Here is a 17048-nt window from a genome sequence, read left to right on the forward strand (position 1 = left end):
CATGGTGCACGTGGACGCGGGTGAAGGTCGGCCGGATCCCCGACGGCGGTGGCGGCTGGCGTGCCCACGGCAAGGGCTCTGATCAGGCGAAGGCCGTCGAACGCGCCAAGGCTGCCGGAGCCCGCGCCGGATACGTGTACCTTCACTCCACAGTCGACGGGTTCTCCCGCCTTGCCTACACCGAGGCTTTGACCGATGAGAAAACCTCCACAGCAATCGGATTCATGCATCGAGCCAGGGTGTTCTTCGCTGCACACGGCATCGGCCACATCAATCGGATTGTCACCGACAACGGCTCAATGCTACCGCGCGAAAGACTTCGCCAAGGTTCTGCACGGCGCGCGCCACCAGCGGATCAACCCATACACCCCACGCCACAATGGCAAGGTCGAGCGCTACAACCGGATCCTGTCCGAGGAGTTCCTCTACGCCCGAACCTGGGCCAGCGAACAGCAGCGCTCACAAGCCCTCGAAGTGTGGAACGTGCACTACAACTACCATCGACCTCACACTGCCGCTGGAAACCGGCCACCCGCGAGCAAACTCCACGCCGGTGTCACCAACGTCATGGCCTCATACAGCTGATATGTGGTCGTGTCTTGTCAAGTGGCAGGTGGAGGCGGCCCCGGGAACCTCGGTTTCCGGGGCCGCCTCCGTTTCGGTCGACGATCGGTGTCAGCAGTGGGGTCGGCATGTCGATATTCGCGACACGTGGTCAGACTGATATGCGCGGGTTGGATACCGCAGGACGATTGTTCGGCAGGAACGGTGCTGCTGCTCTAGTGTCGGGCGTCGCAACAGTGGGTTCTCGGATTCTGTTGCTGCTCATAGCTGTATCGCAGGTCGTTCCTCACGCTGCCGGTCTCGCCACCGTTGCCTCGTCGACCAGATTATGGGAACTGAGAGTCAGTCGTCGATCGTGGCGAGGGACCAGCACCATCCGGCGAGCTCGCGCGCGACGGCGACATTTGCAACCACCGGACGCTTTTTGCGGGCGGTGAACTGTTCCCATTTGTGGTGGAGTCGGTGGTTGCCTGCGTGCCCGCGTGCTCGCGCCGCGGGAGACGCCTTCTCCCAGCGGCGGTGCATTACTTGGCCGGGGTTGCGGTAGGTCTTGCGGTGATGCCAGGCCGCCTCGACCAGTAACCGCCGGGCGTGGCCGTTGCCGGTCTTGGTAATCGATCCCTGCGAGCGGGAGGTCCCGGATGAGTACTCGCTGGGCACGAGACCGACCTAGTACTGCAACGGCACTTATGGCAGGTGCCCGCGGCGTCGGTAGTGGGAGGTGCGGGCCTGGTGTTGCCGGCGTCTACGCCAGTGCGACCAGGACCAGACGTGCTCATCGGGGTGGGCGTGTCGCAGGATCAGATTCACGAGTAGCCGGCGGATCTCGGGTACCGTGTACGCGATCATGCCCTGATCTTCGTTCCCGATTCCCCCTTTACCGCTTCGGTTTTCGTCCCGGCGAGCCAGGCGAGGGCGAGCATCGACAAGGTGATGTGGGCGTACCAGGCCCGGTAGGTGCGCACCTGATACTGGTCGAGACCGGCCTCGTTCTTGGCCTGCTGGAAGCATTCCTCGACCCGCCACCGCGATCCGGCGACGGTGGCGAGTTCGGTGAGCGTGGTGCGGCGGGGTCCGGCGCAGATGTAGTACGCGATCTCGGTCGGATCGGAGAGAGATCGGCGGGCGAGGAGCCAGTGCCCGCGCCCGGGTGCCCAGGCGATCCGGATCGGGATCCGCACCCAGGAGTATTCGCGCCTGCCGTGCGCGCCGTCGCCGACGGAGATCCGGCGCCACTGCTTCGCCGGGACCGCGGCGATCATCTCGTCGGCGCGGCCGGAGCGGCCGCGCGGGGTGAACACATCGTCGTTGCAACGGGTGGCCAGCACATACGAAACATCGCGTTCCTCGAGCCAGACCCGCAGGTACTTCACCTGCCCGTAGGCCTCGTCGGCGGTGGCCCAGGAGAACGGGACCCGTGCGTCGAGGGCACGTTCGATCATGCGTTGCGCCAGTCTTGGTTTCGTCGCGAACTCCACCTCGTCACCGATCCCGGCGGCGCGACACCGGTCCCGGTCGGAGGTCCACGACTCGGGCAGGTACAACTCCCGGTCGATGAGCGCGTGCCCGGCCGCACTCGCGTAGGCGAGGAACACCCCGACCTGACAGTTCTCCACCCGCCCGGCGGTGCCCGAGTACTGGCGTTGCACCCCCGCCGAGCGGGTGCCCTTCTTGATGAAACCGGTGTCATCGACGATCAACACGCCGGCCGGGTCGCCGAGGCGTTCGACCACGTAGTCGCGGACATCGTCGCGGACCCCGTCGATGTCCCAGTCCGCCCGCCGCAGCAACCGTTGCATCCCGTCCGGGCTGATCTCACCGGCCCGCTCGGCCAGGGTCCACCCGTTCTTGCGTTCCAGACCCGCAACCAAACCAGCAACGTACTCACGCACCCGAGATCGCGGTTCCGACCGCGCGAACCGACCGGAGATTCGCTCGTGCAACGCTTCCAGCTCGGCAACAACCAAATCGACGACCACCCAACCAGTATCGCCTACCTGTCAAGCAAGTGCCGTTGCAGTATTAGATCCGCCCGTTCGACAGGCCGTGTTCGATCGCGGCGAGAATCGAGTCCTTATGGGTGATGATGATCTTCTGCAGAGCAACGAACTCGGGTATCTCCGGGATCGGCGTGCCCTGCCGATCCACCGATCCAGCTCGATGATCGCGTCCTCGTGCCGAATCTGGAACACCAACCGGAGAGATTCTTTGAGCAGGTAGGCGCGGTGTAGGACGGGGTCCTTGAGTTCGATCAGCCGCAGCGTCACCGCCTGCTTGCCGGTGAGGTTCTGCGGGTTTTTCAGCAGCGCCCACCTGCTGTTCTTGACGACGGTGGCCCGCTCGCGGTGCGGATGGGAGCGTTGCCGGTCCCGGCTGGTGGCCGACCACGTGTGCAACGTTGTGCGTGGCAAAGCTTTCGACCGGGTCCGGTTCCAGGAGCCTCTCCGGACCCTGTCGACCGCGGCAGTGGCCCAGGCCACCACATGAAACGGATCCGCGCACCGGATCGCGCCTGGGCAGCGTTCGGTGACGACCTTCGCGATCCAAGGTGCCGCATCGGCGGTGACATGGGTGATCTGCGCGCAGCGTTCGGGTCCGAGCAGATCGAAGAATCCGCGCAGGGTGGCGGCGTTGCGGCCCTCCGCCGCCCGCACCAGCCGGCCCGAAACGTGATCGACGACCACCGTCAGGTACTTGTGGCCCTTCTTGTACGAGATCTCATCGATCCCGATCCGCCGCAGGGACTTTAGAGGAGTTAGAACACTGGTTCCTCGCTTACACCCTTCTCCTCATGCTTGGCGGACCCTGACCATCCGGTAGTGCTGGCCTGTCCCGTCGTTGTCGGGGCTGCTTGCCGCCCTCACCGTCGTCTCCCGGCTCAGGCTGCCTCCAGCTTCGTTAGGCTGCCGCGACAGTACAACGGCGCAGGTCTTTCACCTCCGGTCGGTTACACAGCACCTCGTGGCGCACGGGGTCGCCCTCCCAATGCCCCGGCGTCTTCCGGCTCTCGATCTCGTCAGGATGGGCTCCGAGGGTCACATCGGTGATGGATCCGGTGCGCTGCTTCCGCACTCGCGCACGAGGCCTCCGTAGCGCCCGACCGGTGCGCAAACACGCTACCAGCTCCTGCTCCAAGCCGCTGCGGCCCTCGATGTACAGCCTCTTACGAAACAAGTCGGAGCCTCACTTCGGACCTCACCGATGTAGCAGACGAGGTGCTCGTTGGAATCCCAGCCGAGATCGACGCGGCCGACGCCGAGATTGAGAGGTTCAGCCCCGGGCAAGTGCTGCCCGAAACGACGGTACGACCTCGGCAGCGAACATGGCGATCTGCTGGTCGTACGCGTCGTTCGGCCAGAATGAGAGGGCGTTCATCCCGAAGTCGGTTACCGGGGCGACAATTGGTCTATCCGCTGCGCGACCGATTCTTGGAACGGTGCGACCGATTCGGCGCCGATGACCCCGTTGAAGTTGTACACCTTGCGGATGCTTCGGATCCGCCCGGCCTTCGACGGCGGCGTCGTCGATGCGGCGGCAGTCACGCTGACGGTCGAGGGGCAGGTGGCTCAGCGGCGGTAACCACCCGCCACTGCCTGCCCGGTCAAGCGCGACATCTCGGGCCGTAAGATCCGAGTCAGATCCCGAGATGTGGGCTTGGTGCCGGGCCGGGGTGCGTACCACGCAGCCGGTAGGACTGCCCGTCCAACCGAACCGAGCGAGCGTTCTCTGCTCCACATCGCCCGAATCACAGCGACCGCCTCCACGAGAGCGTCCGCGGCCTCGCGTGGGGTGCGGCGGGAGCTCTCCATGGCGGCGATCGCGCTCCAGAACGCGCCGGCACCGAGTCCCAGACGGCATCCTGTCCTCGGCGAGCAGGTCGAGGACTTCGCGAGCCCCGTCGGGGGACGGAGTGGGAGCTTCGCGATCGTGGGGACGAGCCTGCCGTGAACTTGGTCATCGCCGCGAGGCAAGTCAACAGTGTCCAGGTGTCGTAGAACGCGGGCTGGTACGGGTGGTCTGGATGGTCGCCACGTCGAGCCTGAGAGCTTCCGCGGCCCGTGCGTGGCCGACCGGTCCGTCCGCTCGGTTCCATATCGGCGCTGAACACTGGTGGTAACCCCTATTGCACCGGGTTCGGGTGCTGTCATGGTCGTCGCTTCCGGCCGGCCGCGTGGCCCGTCACGGTGCGGTGAGTAGGCCGTGCATCTCTCCGGAACGGTACCGACTCACCGCGTCCCGGGTGCGTCCTTCGCTACTGAGGCAGAAGCCACCGAGCATGAAGGCGGGCTGGTTCAGCGGGACTCCGGTGCCGACGAGGAAGCGGCCACCCCGAGAATCCGCAGTGATCTCCAGGGACCCGGGGCCGGCCTCGAACACCGCCAGACCCGCCGGACCGAGGGTGCCCGAATCGGCTTCGGTGGCCACACGTCCATCGCCCTCCACCGTCATCACGAATCCTCGATTGCTAGCCGCGACCGGGAGCTCCACTGCCGCCCCCGGGGCGAGCACCACGTCGTAGACGTGGACCGCCGCGGCTTCGTGGACCGGCGAGACTGTCCCGAACAACTCGCCGGCGACGACCCGGATCTGCACACCCTCGGCGAGGTCTGTCATCGGCAGTTCAGCGGGAGTGAAGTGCATGCCGTACGGCTGATCCAACTCCGACGTCGCGGGCAGTCGCACGAAGATCTGGGCTCCATGTCCGATGCGGCCGAGATCTTCGACCACTTCGTCGTGGACGATGCCGGAACCGGCCACCGTCCAGTGCAGACCACCGGGTTCGATCATGCTCTTGTCGCCGAGACTGTCCCGGTTGTGGAACCGGGTGGTTGAGTCGTCGAACAAGTATGTGACCGCGGAGAATCCGGCGTGGGGATGCGGGGCGAACACGGGGCCGGTCATCTCGAAGAGGTCCACGTTCAAGAATGGATCCAGATCTGCCTGGAACCGAACTCCGCGCGCCGAGAACAAGGTGCCCTGTTGGTCGGTTTGGAGCTCGATTACCGTCGACAGCGTGCGTGCTGACATGGTCGTTTCCTTACTCGGTGGGGGTCGCGGCATGGCCGGGGATGGTCAGGGCCGCCGGGGGTGAGGCGGGCTGAGCGCGGCAGGGCCGCGCGCGATGGCTCAGCTCATGTACGGGCTGTAGGCGGTGCCTTGGGCGATGGCTGCGGCGTACTCACGGACGGACTGTGGCTTGATGTCCGGGTACCGGGAGTTCTGCAGCTCCCCGGCCCCGCCTTTGCCGCTGAGCATCGCACGCCAGTACATGAGCGGGACCGCGCTCATCCTGGTCGACTGGTCGGCCGTGCGGCGGTTGATCTCGGCGTCCATCTCCGCCATCGTGCCGCGCTGGACCAGCGTAAGACTGCGTCCCAGTCCGGCCTCGGTCTCGGAGACCAGTCCATGGAAGGTGAGCTGGTCGCCGGCGACATAGAGGAAGTTCGGGACTGCCCGGTCGTCCACGGCTGCCGCGGCCGTGTAGGCGGCGGTGTCGGCGAAGGTGGTGAACTCCATCGTCTCGTTGCCATCGCCCCAGAGGTTGGCCTCGTTCTTCTCCAGGTCGATGGCATCGAGGAATCCGAAAAGCACACCCCGGTCGAGGAATCCGCCGTTGAGGACGTGAACCAGCTCGACGTCTCCCTTCTCCTCTTCGGCGCGACGGGCGAACTCACGCCGGAAGTCGGAGTGGATGTTGTCGCCGTCACCCAACCCGAACAGATTCATGCTGTAGTCGGAGGGAATGAAGCGCCGGACGCCCGCCTCGCGGGCGGCCCGCAGCCATGCGAGCTGCGCGTCGACGATCGTGCCGGTGGCACCCTGAACCGCCGAGACCACCGTGTCCACACCGTCGAAGATGCCGGGCTCGTCGTCGACGATCGATTCGGCGTACTCGGCGAGATCGGCGGCAAGCTTTGAGCGGCTCTTCTCGCGGACCAGCAGGCGCAGAGCCACGCCCCGGTTCTTCAGCTCGCGGGCGATGAGGTCGCCGAGAGCACCGGTGGCGCCGACGAGCAAAACGGTCTTCTGGGTCATGATGGAGCTCCTCACGTGGTGGTGTGAACGTGCCGGACGAATACCGCAACGCGGCAGGATCGTCTCGGCTGCCAGGTGGTGCTAATACAGCGCATCTTGATCACGTGCTCGAAATCCATGAATCCGGCCCGGACGAATCCGTCGACCAGGGTGTCGTGGACTACGAGCTCGTTGCCGTCGAAGTTGCCGTGTTGATCAGGAATCCTGTCCTTGGTTCGCGACCGTCGCCCGCACCGCGGCGATGGTCGAGTCGACGGCCTCCAGATAGTCGTCCTTCATACCGTCCGCGTATGCCTGCTCCTCCGAGGATCCGGGCTCGGCATCGGGGACCACGAGGGCGAAGCTGAAACGCAGCCGCAGATCGTCGTCATCGCCCTCGATCTCGTTGGCGATCACGCCCAGGACCGATCCCGCGGTGCGGGTGAATACCACGCGGTTGGGTTCGACCAGGGTGATTCGCTCGGTCTGCGGCTCACCGCGGACGACGATGTCGCGATCGAACACGGTGTCGCTGATGCGGGCGGTCACGGTGCAGTCGGTCATCGCAGCCACGAAGGGCAGTGCGTTGTTGGCCTTCTGCACGAGGCCGTCCCATAGCTGGGCGCGTGTGACGGGTACCTTGTCATCGTCGGTGTTCACCGGCTGGGAATGGGTTACGAAGATCATGCTCTCTCCAAAAGCGTTGCTGGGATAAGTCAGTCAGTGCCGGTCTCGGGATTGATTCAGTTCGGGAAGTTCTTGGCCGTGACCCGGGCGGTTTCTGCGTCGTCGCGCCACCCGGCGGTCGCACCGCCGTCGACGCTGAAGTTCTGCCCGGTCACCCAGGAGGACTCGTCCGAGGCGAGGTAGAGGGCCATGTACGCGATGTCGTCACCGGTTCCGGCGCGCTGGATCAGCGCGTTGCTGATCTGCCAGGCCTTCCCTTCGGCATCGACAGCCTTGTCCGTGGCCGGCGTGCTGATGAAGCCGGGGGAGATGGAGTTGGCGCGAACTCCACGCGCGGCGCCTTCGGCGGCGAGGGAGCGGGTCATGGCGATTATGCCCCCCTTCGCCGCGGCGTGAGCGACCTGCGCCAGCGCCTCGATGCCGCGCAGAGCGGAGTAGGAGCCGACGTTGATCAGCGATCCACCCCCGTCGAGGAGCAGCGGCCAGGCAGCGTTGGTCGTGTGGAAGACCAGGTCGAGCTCGACGCTAATGACGTGGCGCCAGAGCGCGAAGTCCATCCTGTCGAACGGGGCGAACCCGGCGCCGGCAGCGTTGTTGTAGAGCACGTCGAGTCCGCCCATCCGCTCGGCCCCCTCACGTACCCAGGCACCGGCCTGCTCCGGGTCGGCGAGATCAACGGTCGATCCCCACACGTCGTAGCCTTCCTCGCGCAACGTCGCAGCCGTGGCCTCGGCCGCGCCGCCTTTGAGATCACATCCGATGACGGTCGCACCTTCGGAGGCGAAGAGGCGCTGCGCCGCTTCGCCCTGTCCTCCGCCCGTTCCGGTGATGAGGACGCGCTTTCCGGCGAGGCGGCCGGTCTTGGTCGATGACATCAGTGGTGTCTCCTGTTCGGGGGTGAAAGGGGTGTTCGCTGGCGTGGACCTGGCGAACGCCGTCGGGAAGGTCGTGATCCTCGCGGCACCGAGGTCATTCCTCAGCCGCGTCCTCCGCCGCGATCGTCAGCTGGGCGAGGAGGTAGTCCAGGGCCCGCCGAAGACGGGCGCGGTCCAGGTCGGCTCGTACCGTCAGCTGGAATCCGGAAAAGGCGGTTACCAATGCACTGGCGGCGGACAGGGCATCGACGGTGACAGGAACTGTCCCGTTCTCCTGCCCGGTGCGCAGATGATCGGTGAAGGCGTCTTCGAGGAGTTGGTAGTCGGACGCGACCCGCGTGCGCACCGCTTCGTCCTGTGCTCCGCGCTCCGCGGCCTGGTTGGTGCTCATGCAGCCGAAGCGCTGCAGCTCATCGGATCCTCCGGAGATGATCTGCTCGAAGAAGTCCCGGATTCCGTGCGGTGCCGGACTCTGGGCGAGGACGCTGCGCAGTCGGTCTGCCTGCCGTCCGCGGTAGAGGTCGTAGGAAGTGAGGAAGACGTCGTGCTTTCCTCCGAACCCGGCGTATAGGCTGCTCTTGCTCAGCCCCGTGGCGTCCAACAAATCCGCCATCGATGTCGCCTCGTAGCCGTGCTCCCAGAACGCGCTCATCGCACTCGTGAGCACTGTGTCTCTGTCGAACTCAGGCTTGCGCGCCATAGGAACCACCCCACTTGATCGGGACCGCTCGGTCCAATAACTTCAATGTACATCTTCGGGACCGATCGGTCCAGTATGAAGGGTCACTTAGAGAGCATCTGAAAACTCGGTGATGGTCGGCGTGTGACGGGTGGGATATGAGTGAACTCCTGGTAGGTCAGTGAGTGTCTACGTCACAACCGACCAGGAGTTCACTTGCCATCATCGCTCATCGCTCATCGCACTGTGTCCGTCATGCCCTACCCCGGATCCGAGGATCGGGCATCGGTGCGCGGTGTACTCATCGTCCTCAGTGACCGACGCTCAATGGGCGATTCTCGAACCACTACTTCCTCCACCAGGCAACACCACCGGCAGTGGCGGTCGGCCCGAAAAGCACTGCCGCCGTCTGGTACTCGACGCGATCTTCTATATCGTGCGCGGTGGGATCGCCTGGCGGCAGTTGCCGGCCGAGTTCCCGCCCGCAACCACGGTGTACGCGATCTTCACCCGCTGGGTCCGCGCGGGAGTGTGGCAACGGATCCACGACGTACTGCGTGATCGGATCCGGGTCCACGGCGGCCGCAGCCCGCTGCCCTCGGCGGCGATCATCGACTCCCAGTCGGTACAGGGCTCCGACACCGTGCCCGGGTCGAGTCGTGGATACGATGCGGGGAAGAAGACCAACGGCCGCAAACGGCACATCGCCGTCGATACCAACGGCCTGCTGCTCGCCGTTGTGGTGACGATGGCCGGAATCCAGGACCGCGACGCCGCGTTCCGGCTGCTGGCCGCGCTGCGGGCCTGGTTCTCGACGATCTCCCTGGTGTGGGCCGACGGAGGCTACGCGGGCAGGCTGATCGACTGGTCGAAACACGTTCTGTTCCTATCGGTTCAGGTCGTCAAACGCACCGACGCTGTCAAAGGATTCAAGGTTCTGCCCCGCAGGTGGGTGGTCGAGCGGACCTTCGCCTGGATCAGCAAACACCGCCGCTGTGTCCGCCACTACGAGACCCGGCCCGACCATCACGAAGCGATGATCTACATCGCCATGATCGCGACCATGTCACGCCGACTCGCCCGCACTGCCTGACCCGACCCGGAGTTTTCAGACGCACTCTTACTGATCGAGCGGACCGATGGGGCTGATCCGGGTCGGCGGGTCGGAGCCTTCAGGGAAGCCCAGTGCGAAGTTCTTCCACTTCAGCCACGAGTTGCTCGCAGCTTGGGTGCGTCAGCAGGGGCCGCGTCGCGGAGAGGGTGCGCGGTCGGCCTCCCCTCTGCGCCGGTAGCTGCACGTTCGGCGGATCGCAGGCGGCGCGCCCCTCGGTGAGGTGGAGCGCCCGGCTACCTTCGGGAGGGCGTTTCCCAATCGAGGAGAACCGGGATCCGTCCGGCGAATGGCGGCTGTCGTGCGCCGACGTCGCCGCATTCATCGTCGATCAGATCGATAATGAATCGTGGATACACTGGAACCCCACCCCTCGGGTATTGACGACGACTATCGACCAGACGACGGAGATGATCGTGGACCAGCCCAGGCCCCCTGCAGATCGCACCACTCGCACGGACAAGGAGAGTATGCCGCCGGCGCCCGAAGCCGTCGTTTCAGTCGCGCAGGCGTTCGTGGACGCATTCAACGCCCACGATCCCTCGGCGATCGCCGACCTGTTCGTGCCCACCGGCTGGTTCGTCGATGTCGTGGGCCATCGACTCAGCGGCCGCGACGAGATCCGCGAGGCACACAGGTTCGCCTTCTCGAAGATGATGGGCGCGGCCCATCTGGATGTCACGGATCTCCAGTCCCGGCCACTCGGCGATCGCCACGCGCAGATCGAAATCGCCTGGACCACAACCGGTCATGCGAACCCGGACGGCAGCCGCGGCCACGACGACCGTCACGGCCTGCTCGTCCTCACGCTGGGACGAGAATCGGAATCGGATGGATGGGCAATCGTTGCGGGAGCCAACAACGACTACTCATTCGTCTGGAGCAACACCGGGCCACGGAAGCCGCAATAAGCAGGCCTCTCCAACCTCTCATGCCTACAGAGGAGCGCGCTGAGGGGTCCCGGCCGAACTCGGGGATGTGTGGCATCGTAGTTCTTGTCGTGGGTGGACCTGCCGTTCCGCGGGCATGCCGTACCGAGGTCTGTCCACCGGGCATGGCGACTGGTGCATGACGCCCCTCGCCGGTCAATCACCGAGGCCGGGGGCGATGTCCTTGACGATGGACTCCAGCAGGCGGACGTTGAAGTCCACCCCGAGCTGGTTCGGCACAGTCACGATCAGGGTGTCTGCCGCCTGGACCGCCGTGTCCCTGGCCAGTTCCTCGGTGATCCTGTCCGGCTCACCGATGTAGCCACGGCCGAACCGGGAGACAGCTCCGGCGATGACGCCGACCTGGTCCTGAGACTCGGCACGTGCCCGCGGTCCGAAGTAGGCGCGGGTCCGGTCGTCGATCAGCGGGATGACGCTGCGGAGCACCGGGACCCGGGGCGTCCGCCCGTGCCCGGCCTGCTGCCAGCTGTCCCGGAAGATTTGGATCTGCTCCGACTGGAGTGCGTCGAAGGGCACGCCGGTGTCCTCGGTGAGCAGTGTCGAGGCCATCAGGTTCATGCCCTGCTCCGCTGCCCACTTCGCGGTGGCGCGCTTGCCGGCGCCCCACCAGATCCGCTCGTGCAGTGTGTCCGACTGTGGATGGATCGCGACCAGGCCGTTCCCGCCCTGGTGCGGGTTCGCGGGCGCCAGGCCGGTTCCCGTGATCGCGTCCAGGAACTGGGCGGTGTGTCGGCGGGCCATGTCGCCGTCGTCTTCTCCGATCAGGGGAACGTTCCCGAAGGCCCGGTAGCCGGCGACCACGGTCTCGGGTGAGCCGCGGCTGATGCCCAGCTGTACCCGGCCGCCGCTGAGCAGGTCCACCTGCGCGGCCTGTTCGGCCATGTACAGCGGATTCTCGTAGCGCATGTCGATCACGCCGGTGCCGAGCTCGATGCTCGAGGTGCGGGCCGCGGCGGCGGCCAACAGCGTGAAAGGCGCGGCCTGTTGGCGAGCGAAGTGGTGGACACGAAAGAACGCGCCGTCCACGCCGACCTCTTCGGCCGCCACCGCGAGTTCCACACCCTGAAGAAGAGAATCGGCGGCGGTTCGGACCTGCGAGCCGAAGCTGTTGCCCCAGTGGCCGAAGGACAGGAAGCCAATGCGTTTCACGGGTCGAACAACTCCTTGCTGTGCAGGGTGGGCTGGAGGGCTTCGGGCCGGACCGGCCCGATACCCGGACCCCGGGCGGTGGGGCGGGTGGGCCCCACCGCAGGAGAAGAGGTCAGGCGCTCGGGGTGGCGCCGGAGACGGCGGTGAAGCTGGCCTGGAGGTTGCCGTAGAAGGGCAGGTAGGTGCCCATGATGCGGGCCAGATCCTGGCCTTTGTCGGCCCGCCAGTCACCCTGCAGCTCGGCGGCCACGGCGACCCAGGTGATCGGCTCGACGCCGGCTTTGATCATCCGCTGAACCGCGGTCTCCTGGACCAGCTTGTTCCAGGTGCCGGAGGCATCGATCACGGCGTAGACCTCGTAGCCGGCCGCCTGGGCGGCCAGAGCCACGAAGGCCACACACACATCGGTGGAAACGCCGGCCACGATGAGCTTCCTGCGCCCGGTGGCCTCCACGGCGGCGACGAACTCGGCGTTGTCCCAGGCATTGACCTCGCCGGGGCGCTTGACGACGGGGGCGTCCGGGAGGTGCTCGGCGATCACCGGAAGCAGCGGACCGTTGGGTCCGTCCTCGGCGGAGGTCGTGATCACAGTGGGCAGCGCATAGGCCTTGGCCAACTCGGCCAGGGCGCTGACGGCGGTCAAGTACTCGGGGTAGGACTGGTCCTGGATGCCGTTAGACAGCCCGGTCTGGTGGTCGACCAGCAGAACGGTGGCGTTGTCGGCGGTAAGACGTTCGTAGCTCATGATGCGGAATCTCCTGTGAAACGTAAGGGAATTCATTCTGGACCGATCGGCCCGGAATTCACGGTACACCTTCGGGACCGATTGGTCCAGAATTAGTTTTCGGGGGGTGTCCCTAATGACTGTTGAACGTCCGGTCGTCAGCAGATGCCTAGGGTGTCCCTGGCCCGTTGAGGTCTCGCCATAGATAGGTGCCGGTCGACCGGACGTTCTCCTGGCGATCTCATCGCGGATTGGGATCCGTTGCGAGAATCTTGACGGGAGGTTGGCGTGTCGTGAAGGCGAATGGGGCCGGGGAGCGAGATGTTGCTGTGCGTGGTTCCACGCCTCGTCTCCACGGTTGATTCCTCACCCTGTCCCGAGCCGCTCGAGCTCTTGCAGAGACTGGAATCGTGCGGATTGTCGGGAACACGAACGGCTCATCGGAGGGAAGGCCATCAGAGCCTCGTCATTAGGGCGCCGCGTGTTCTCGCTGAGGGTGAAGCCATGGCGGAGGAGAACGGACGACGGAAGAGAGTGGCCGGTGAGCGTATTTTGTGGAATTGATTGGGCCGAGGATCACCATGACATCGCGCTGGTAGATGCCGGTGGACAGCTGGTCGCGAAGCGACGGATTACAGACGATGCTGCCGGTTTCGGCGAGCTCCTGACATTGCTGGCGGAGGCCGGCGACGGGGCGTCGGCTCCGATCCCGGTGGCGATCGAAACCTCCCGCGGATTGCTCGTTGCGGCACTACGCGAGACGGGACGGGAAGGCCGGTTTATGCGATCAACCCGATGGCAGTTGCCCGGTATCGCGAGCGGCATTCGGTGGCCCGCAAGAAGTCGGACCATATCGACGCGCTGACGCTGGCTAACATCCTGCGGACCGACGCACATGCTCATCGGCGGCTACCGGGCGATAGCGACCTCGCGCGGGCGATCGCGGTGCTCGCTCGCGCTGCTCAGGATGCAATCTGGCGGCGCACCAGAGCCACTCAAGAACTACGAGCCTTATTGCGTGAGTACTACCCGGGCTTTCTCGACGCCTTCGGGGACAGTGCGCACACCAATCTCGCCACCCTGGAAGCTAGAGCGATTCTGGCGGTGGCGCCGACGCCTGAGCAGGGCGCGAGGCTGACCAAGAGCCGTATCGTTGCGGTGTTGCGTCGGGCGGGGCGGCAGCGGCGCCTCGATGACGCCGCGACTCGAATCCAGGACGCGCTGCGCCGTCGGCAACTGCGCCAGCCACCCTTGGTGGAGCAGGCGATGGGGCGCCAGGCTCGCGCCCTCGTCGCGACGCTGGACGCCGAGTGCGCAAACGCGCAGGAACTCAATGAGGCTGCGTCCGAATCATTTCGGCAGCACCCTGACCATGCGGTCATCACAAGCTTTCCGGGACTTGCCGACGTCACGGGTGCCCGGGTGCTGGCCGAGATCGGCGACGACCGCGGCCGCTTCGCCGACGCCCGTGGGCTGAAGGCATTTGCTGGGTCGGCACCGGTCACGCGCGCATCGGGGCGAAGTATCGCAGTCACTCACCGCCACGTGAAGAACAACCGGCTCGCCGCGGTCGGGTTCGTCTGGGCATTCGTCGCCGCCGGCCGGGAAGGTCCGGCCCGCGCGCACTACCTTGCCCGGCGTGAACATGGTGATCGCCACGCGGCTGCACTCCGGCATCTGTTCAACCGCATGCTCGGTCAGCTTTATCAGTGCCTGCAGACCGATCAGAAGTACGACGCGATCAAAGCTTTTCCCTGTCACGGAACAACGCCAGAGCCTGCCGCCGCTTGACCCGATAACAAGATCGGAGGTCTATGGTTTTCGTCAAGCGGCTGCGGTTACTGGGGGTTGGTAGTGGGTCTTGTTCTTGAGCATGGCGTAGAGGACGTCGCATCGGCGTCGGGCGAGGCAGATCAGGGCGGCGTTGTGCTTCTTTCCCTCGGCGCGTTTGCGGTCGTAGTAGCCGCGGCTGGTCGGGTCGCCCAGGGCTGCGAACGCGGACAGGAACAGGGCACGTTTGAGCTTGCGGTTGCCTGACCGGGCGGGGTGTTCACCGCGGATGGAGGAGCCGGATCGGTGGGTGACCGGGGCAATGCCCGCGTACGCGGCGAGGTGTCCGGCGGACTTGAACGCGGAACCGTCGCCGACCTCGAGCAGGATCCGTGCTGCCGCCGAAGACACCGATGCCGGGCATCGAGGTCAGGACGCGGGAAAGAGGGTGGTCATCGAGCATCCTTTCGACATCATCGCCGATCGTTTTCCGTTGCAGAAGGACTTCTTTCAGGGAGTCTGCGAGCTTCGGCAGGACGATCTCGGCGGCCTTGCTGCCGGGCACCCTCACCGATTGAGTTTCCAGTGCGGTGAGGATCTCGGTGGCGAGGCGGGCACCCATCCGGGGTGCGTGCTTGACCGCGAGCGTGGTGAGTTTGCGTTTGCCGGCCTGTCGGATTCCGGCGGGTCCGCCACAGCGCGAGAGGATCTCGAGGACGGCGGGGTGGGTAACGCGGGGACCGAGCACCCGTTCGAGGGCTGGGTGGACGGAAGTGAGCAGTCCGCGGATCCGGTTGCTGATACGGGTGGCTTCGCCGGCGAGGTCGTCGTCGAAGCCGACGAGGACCTCGAGTTCGGCCAGCGCCTCGTCTCCGGTGTCGACGCGGCGGAGGGTGTGGGGCATGGTCCTTGCGGCGAAAGGCGATGATGAATGCGTCCCGGGCGTCGGTTTTCGCCTGTCCGGGGTACAGGTCGGCGATGCGGCGCATCGACAGCCCCGGCAGGTAGGCAACGTCGTGTCCGCAGGCGCGGGCGATGGTGACCGGCAGGGCGCCGATCGTGTTGGGTTGATCGACGATCAACAGGACGGGTCCGTGCGCGGCCAAGCCGTCGAACACCGCACGCAGCTTCGTCTCGTCGTTCGGCAACGCCTTGTCGTAGATCTTCTTTCCGGCGGCGGTCAGTCCGACGGCGTGGTGTTCGCCTTTTCCTACGTCGATGCCGCAAAACACGGCGTAACTCGTGTCCATTCAGCAGTCCTTCGTCCGGCCAGTCCGGTCGCCGATCCAGCATCGATACCCGACACCCACGTTACGAGGAGACCTTCCGCAGTTTCCGGTGGCCCTGTCCCTAATGACATCCGAACGGTCACTGCGGACGATGTGCGTCTGCTTGGTTGTTCGCAGTTCGTGCTCTCGACTACCTGCGCAGACCGATCCAGGCTGACCTACGCGGGAACGGTGGTGTGCGGACTGGTCGAGGTGGTGGTCCCGACCGACCGATGGATGCCTGCCCTGTCCCAGGGGACATGCGATCCCTCCTGATAGATCGGTGCCGACGGCGTGTCGGGGCCACCACCGCCACCGCTGATCGCCAATGTTGTTGGTTGTGGTCCAAGCCCGTCCGCACGGTCGACACCTCGTAGATCGCGAGCCAGGAGCTCTCAGACGAGACCGGAAGCCGCGCGGATCGCTGGGATCGCGAACGGCTCATCGGAGGGAAGGCCATCGAGCCTCGTCATTAGGGTGCCGCGCGTTCTCGTTGGGTGAAGCCACGCGAAGGAGATGAGACAACCGAAGGCAGGGACTGGTGAAACTATTCTGTGGGATTGATTGGGCCGAAAGCCACCACGATGCCAGTGTCACCATGGAAGGTGTCGACCGGTTCGCTCTACCGCGCGATCTGCCCTCGTGGCTTCTGCCAGTTCTGCGGCCGGCCGACACGTACAAGGACCGGCCGACCTGGCTTGAGAGGAGCGTGGCGTCGCCCCGACTGGGATATGCCGACCGACCGGCCCATGCCATCCCACCCACTAGCAGGGCAGGAGACATACCACCATGATCGTCATCGGGATCGATGCGCACAAGCACACCCACACCGCCGTTGCCGCCGATCAGAACGGGAGCCAGCTGTCGACGAGAACCATTCGGACCACCAGCAAGGACCATCTGGCGCTGCTGCGATGGGGCGCAGAACAATGCGACGATCGCATGTGGGCGATCGAGGACTGCCGGCACCTGAGCCGCCGCCTGGAGCGAGACCTGTTGTCCGCCGGTGAACGGGTCGTGCGGGTGCCGCCGAAGCTGATGGCGAATGTGCGCGACGGTGCCCGCACCTACGGAAAGTCTGATCCGATCGACGCGCTCGCGGTCGCTCGTGCCGCCCTGCGTGAGCCCAACCTACCGGAAGCCCGCCTCGACGGTATGGAGCGAGAAATCCGACTTCTGGTCGATCACAGAGACGATCTCGTCGCCGAACGGACCCGCATCATCGGGCGGTTGCGCTGGCACCTGCACGAACTCGA

The 17048-nt window shown here is 65.5% G+C and carries 12 protein-coding genes and 5 pseudogenes; 6 read left to right on the forward strand and 11 right to left on the reverse strand.

Features of this window, described 5'->3' with window-relative positions:
* Window positions 1-585: pseudogene (locus CA951_RS38640) on the forward strand (integrase core domain-containing protein); the annotation flags it as partial.
* Between the two features lie 321 nt (window positions 586-906).
* Here the strand turns inward: CA951_RS38640 and CA951_RS38645 are convergent.
* From CA951_RS38645 to CA951_RS38655, 3 genes and pseudogenes are all read right to left on the reverse strand, one after another.
* Window positions 907-1233 (reverse strand): annotated as a pseudogene (locus CA951_RS38645) (transposase); the annotation flags it as partial.
* 176 nt (window positions 1234-1409) lie between these two features.
* Window positions 1410-2543, reverse strand: a complete 1134-nt coding sequence (locus CA951_RS38650; RefSeq protein ID WP_087561899.1) for an IS701 family transposase — start codon at window positions 2541-2543, stop codon at window positions 1410-1412.
* A 46-nt stretch (window positions 2544-2589) separates the two neighbouring features.
* A pseudogene (locus CA951_RS38655) lies at window positions 2590-3317 on the reverse strand (transposase); the annotation flags it as partial.
* Between the two features lie 703 nt (window positions 3318-4020).
* Here CA951_RS38655 and CA951_RS44685 point away from each other — a divergent pair.
* Entirely contained in the window at window positions 4021-4143 is a 123-nt protein-coding gene (locus CA951_RS44685; protein WP_256974263.1) for a hypothetical protein, read from the forward strand.
* A gap of 600 nt (window positions 4144-4743) precedes the next feature.
* Here CA951_RS44685 and CA951_RS38670 read toward each other — a convergent pair.
* The 5 genes from CA951_RS38670 to CA951_RS38690 form a co-directional block, all read right to left on the reverse strand.
* Window positions 4744-5592, reverse strand: coding sequence for a pirin family protein (locus CA951_RS38670; protein ID WP_179220483.1), 849 nt, complete (start codon window positions 5590-5592; stop codon window positions 4744-4746).
* 99 nt (window positions 5593-5691) lie between these two features.
* A complete protein-coding gene (locus CA951_RS38675) occupies window positions 5692-6600 on the reverse strand; it encodes an NmrA family NAD(P)-binding protein (RefSeq protein ID WP_087561901.1) in 909 nt (302 codons plus the stop codon).
* A gap of 195 nt (window positions 6601-6795) precedes the next feature.
* Window positions 6796-7266 carry an SRPBCC family protein gene (locus CA951_RS38680; RefSeq protein WP_087561902.1) on the reverse strand — a complete coding sequence of 157 codons (471 nt, stop codon included), beginning with the start codon at window positions 7264-7266 and terminating at the stop codon, window positions 6796-6798.
* A 56-nt stretch (window positions 7267-7322) separates the two neighbouring features.
* Entirely contained in the window at window positions 7323-8141 is an 819-nt protein-coding gene (locus tag CA951_RS38685; RefSeq protein ID WP_087561903.1) for an SDR family NAD(P)-dependent oxidoreductase, read from the reverse strand.
* A gap of 94 nt (window positions 8142-8235) precedes the next feature.
* Window positions 8236-8841: a TetR/AcrR family transcriptional regulator gene (locus CA951_RS38690; RefSeq protein WP_087561904.1), complete on the reverse strand. Its 606-nt coding sequence runs from the start codon at window positions 8839-8841 to the stop codon at window positions 8236-8238.
* 256 nt (window positions 8842-9097) lie between these two features.
* Between CA951_RS38690 and CA951_RS38695 the strand changes: the two genes are divergently transcribed.
* Both CA951_RS38695 and CA951_RS38700 read left to right on the forward strand, forming a co-directional pair.
* Window positions 9098-9913, forward strand: a complete 816-nt coding sequence (locus CA951_RS38695; RefSeq protein ID WP_179220484.1) for an IS5 family transposase — start codon at window positions 9098-9100, stop codon at window positions 9911-9913.
* A gap of 236 nt (window positions 9914-10149) precedes the next feature.
* Window positions 10150-10842 carry an SgcJ/EcaC family oxidoreductase gene (locus CA951_RS38700; RefSeq protein ID WP_143543171.1) on the forward strand — a complete coding sequence of 231 codons (693 nt, stop codon included), beginning with the start codon at window positions 10150-10152 and terminating at the stop codon, window positions 10840-10842.
* 174 nt (window positions 10843-11016) lie between these two features.
* Here CA951_RS38700 and CA951_RS38705 read toward each other — a convergent pair whose 3' ends face one another.
* Window positions 11017-12030 (reverse strand): LLM class flavin-dependent oxidoreductase, encoded by a 1014-nt coding sequence (locus CA951_RS38705; RefSeq protein WP_087561907.1) that lies wholly within the window; start codon window positions 12028-12030, stop codon window positions 11017-11019.
* 112 nt (window positions 12031-12142) lie between these two features.
* Entirely contained in the window at window positions 12143-12775 is a 633-nt protein-coding gene (locus CA951_RS38710) for an isochorismatase family protein (protein ID WP_087561908.1), read from the reverse strand.
* A 520-nt stretch (window positions 12776-13295) separates the two neighbouring features.
* Here CA951_RS38710 and CA951_RS38715 point away from each other — a divergent pair.
* Window positions 13296-14545: pseudogene (locus tag CA951_RS38715) on the forward strand (IS110 family transposase).
* 33 nt (window positions 14546-14578) lie between these two features.
* On the opposite strand, the pseudogene CA951_RS38720 reads toward CA951_RS38715, so the two are convergent.
* Window positions 14579-15774, reverse strand: a pseudogene (locus CA951_RS38720) (IS110 family transposase).
* 807 nt (window positions 15775-16581) lie between these two features.
* Here CA951_RS38720 and CA951_RS38725 point away from each other — a divergent pair.
* The coding region (locus CA951_RS38725; protein ID WP_143543172.1) for a transposase at window positions 16582-17048 on the forward strand (467 nt) is incomplete at its 3' end.

Origin of the sequence: Rhodococcus sp. NCIMB 12038 (assembly GCF_002165735.1) — a bacterium.
Lineage (GTDB): Bacteria > Actinomycetota > Actinomycetes > Mycobacteriales > Mycobacteriaceae > Rhodococcus_F.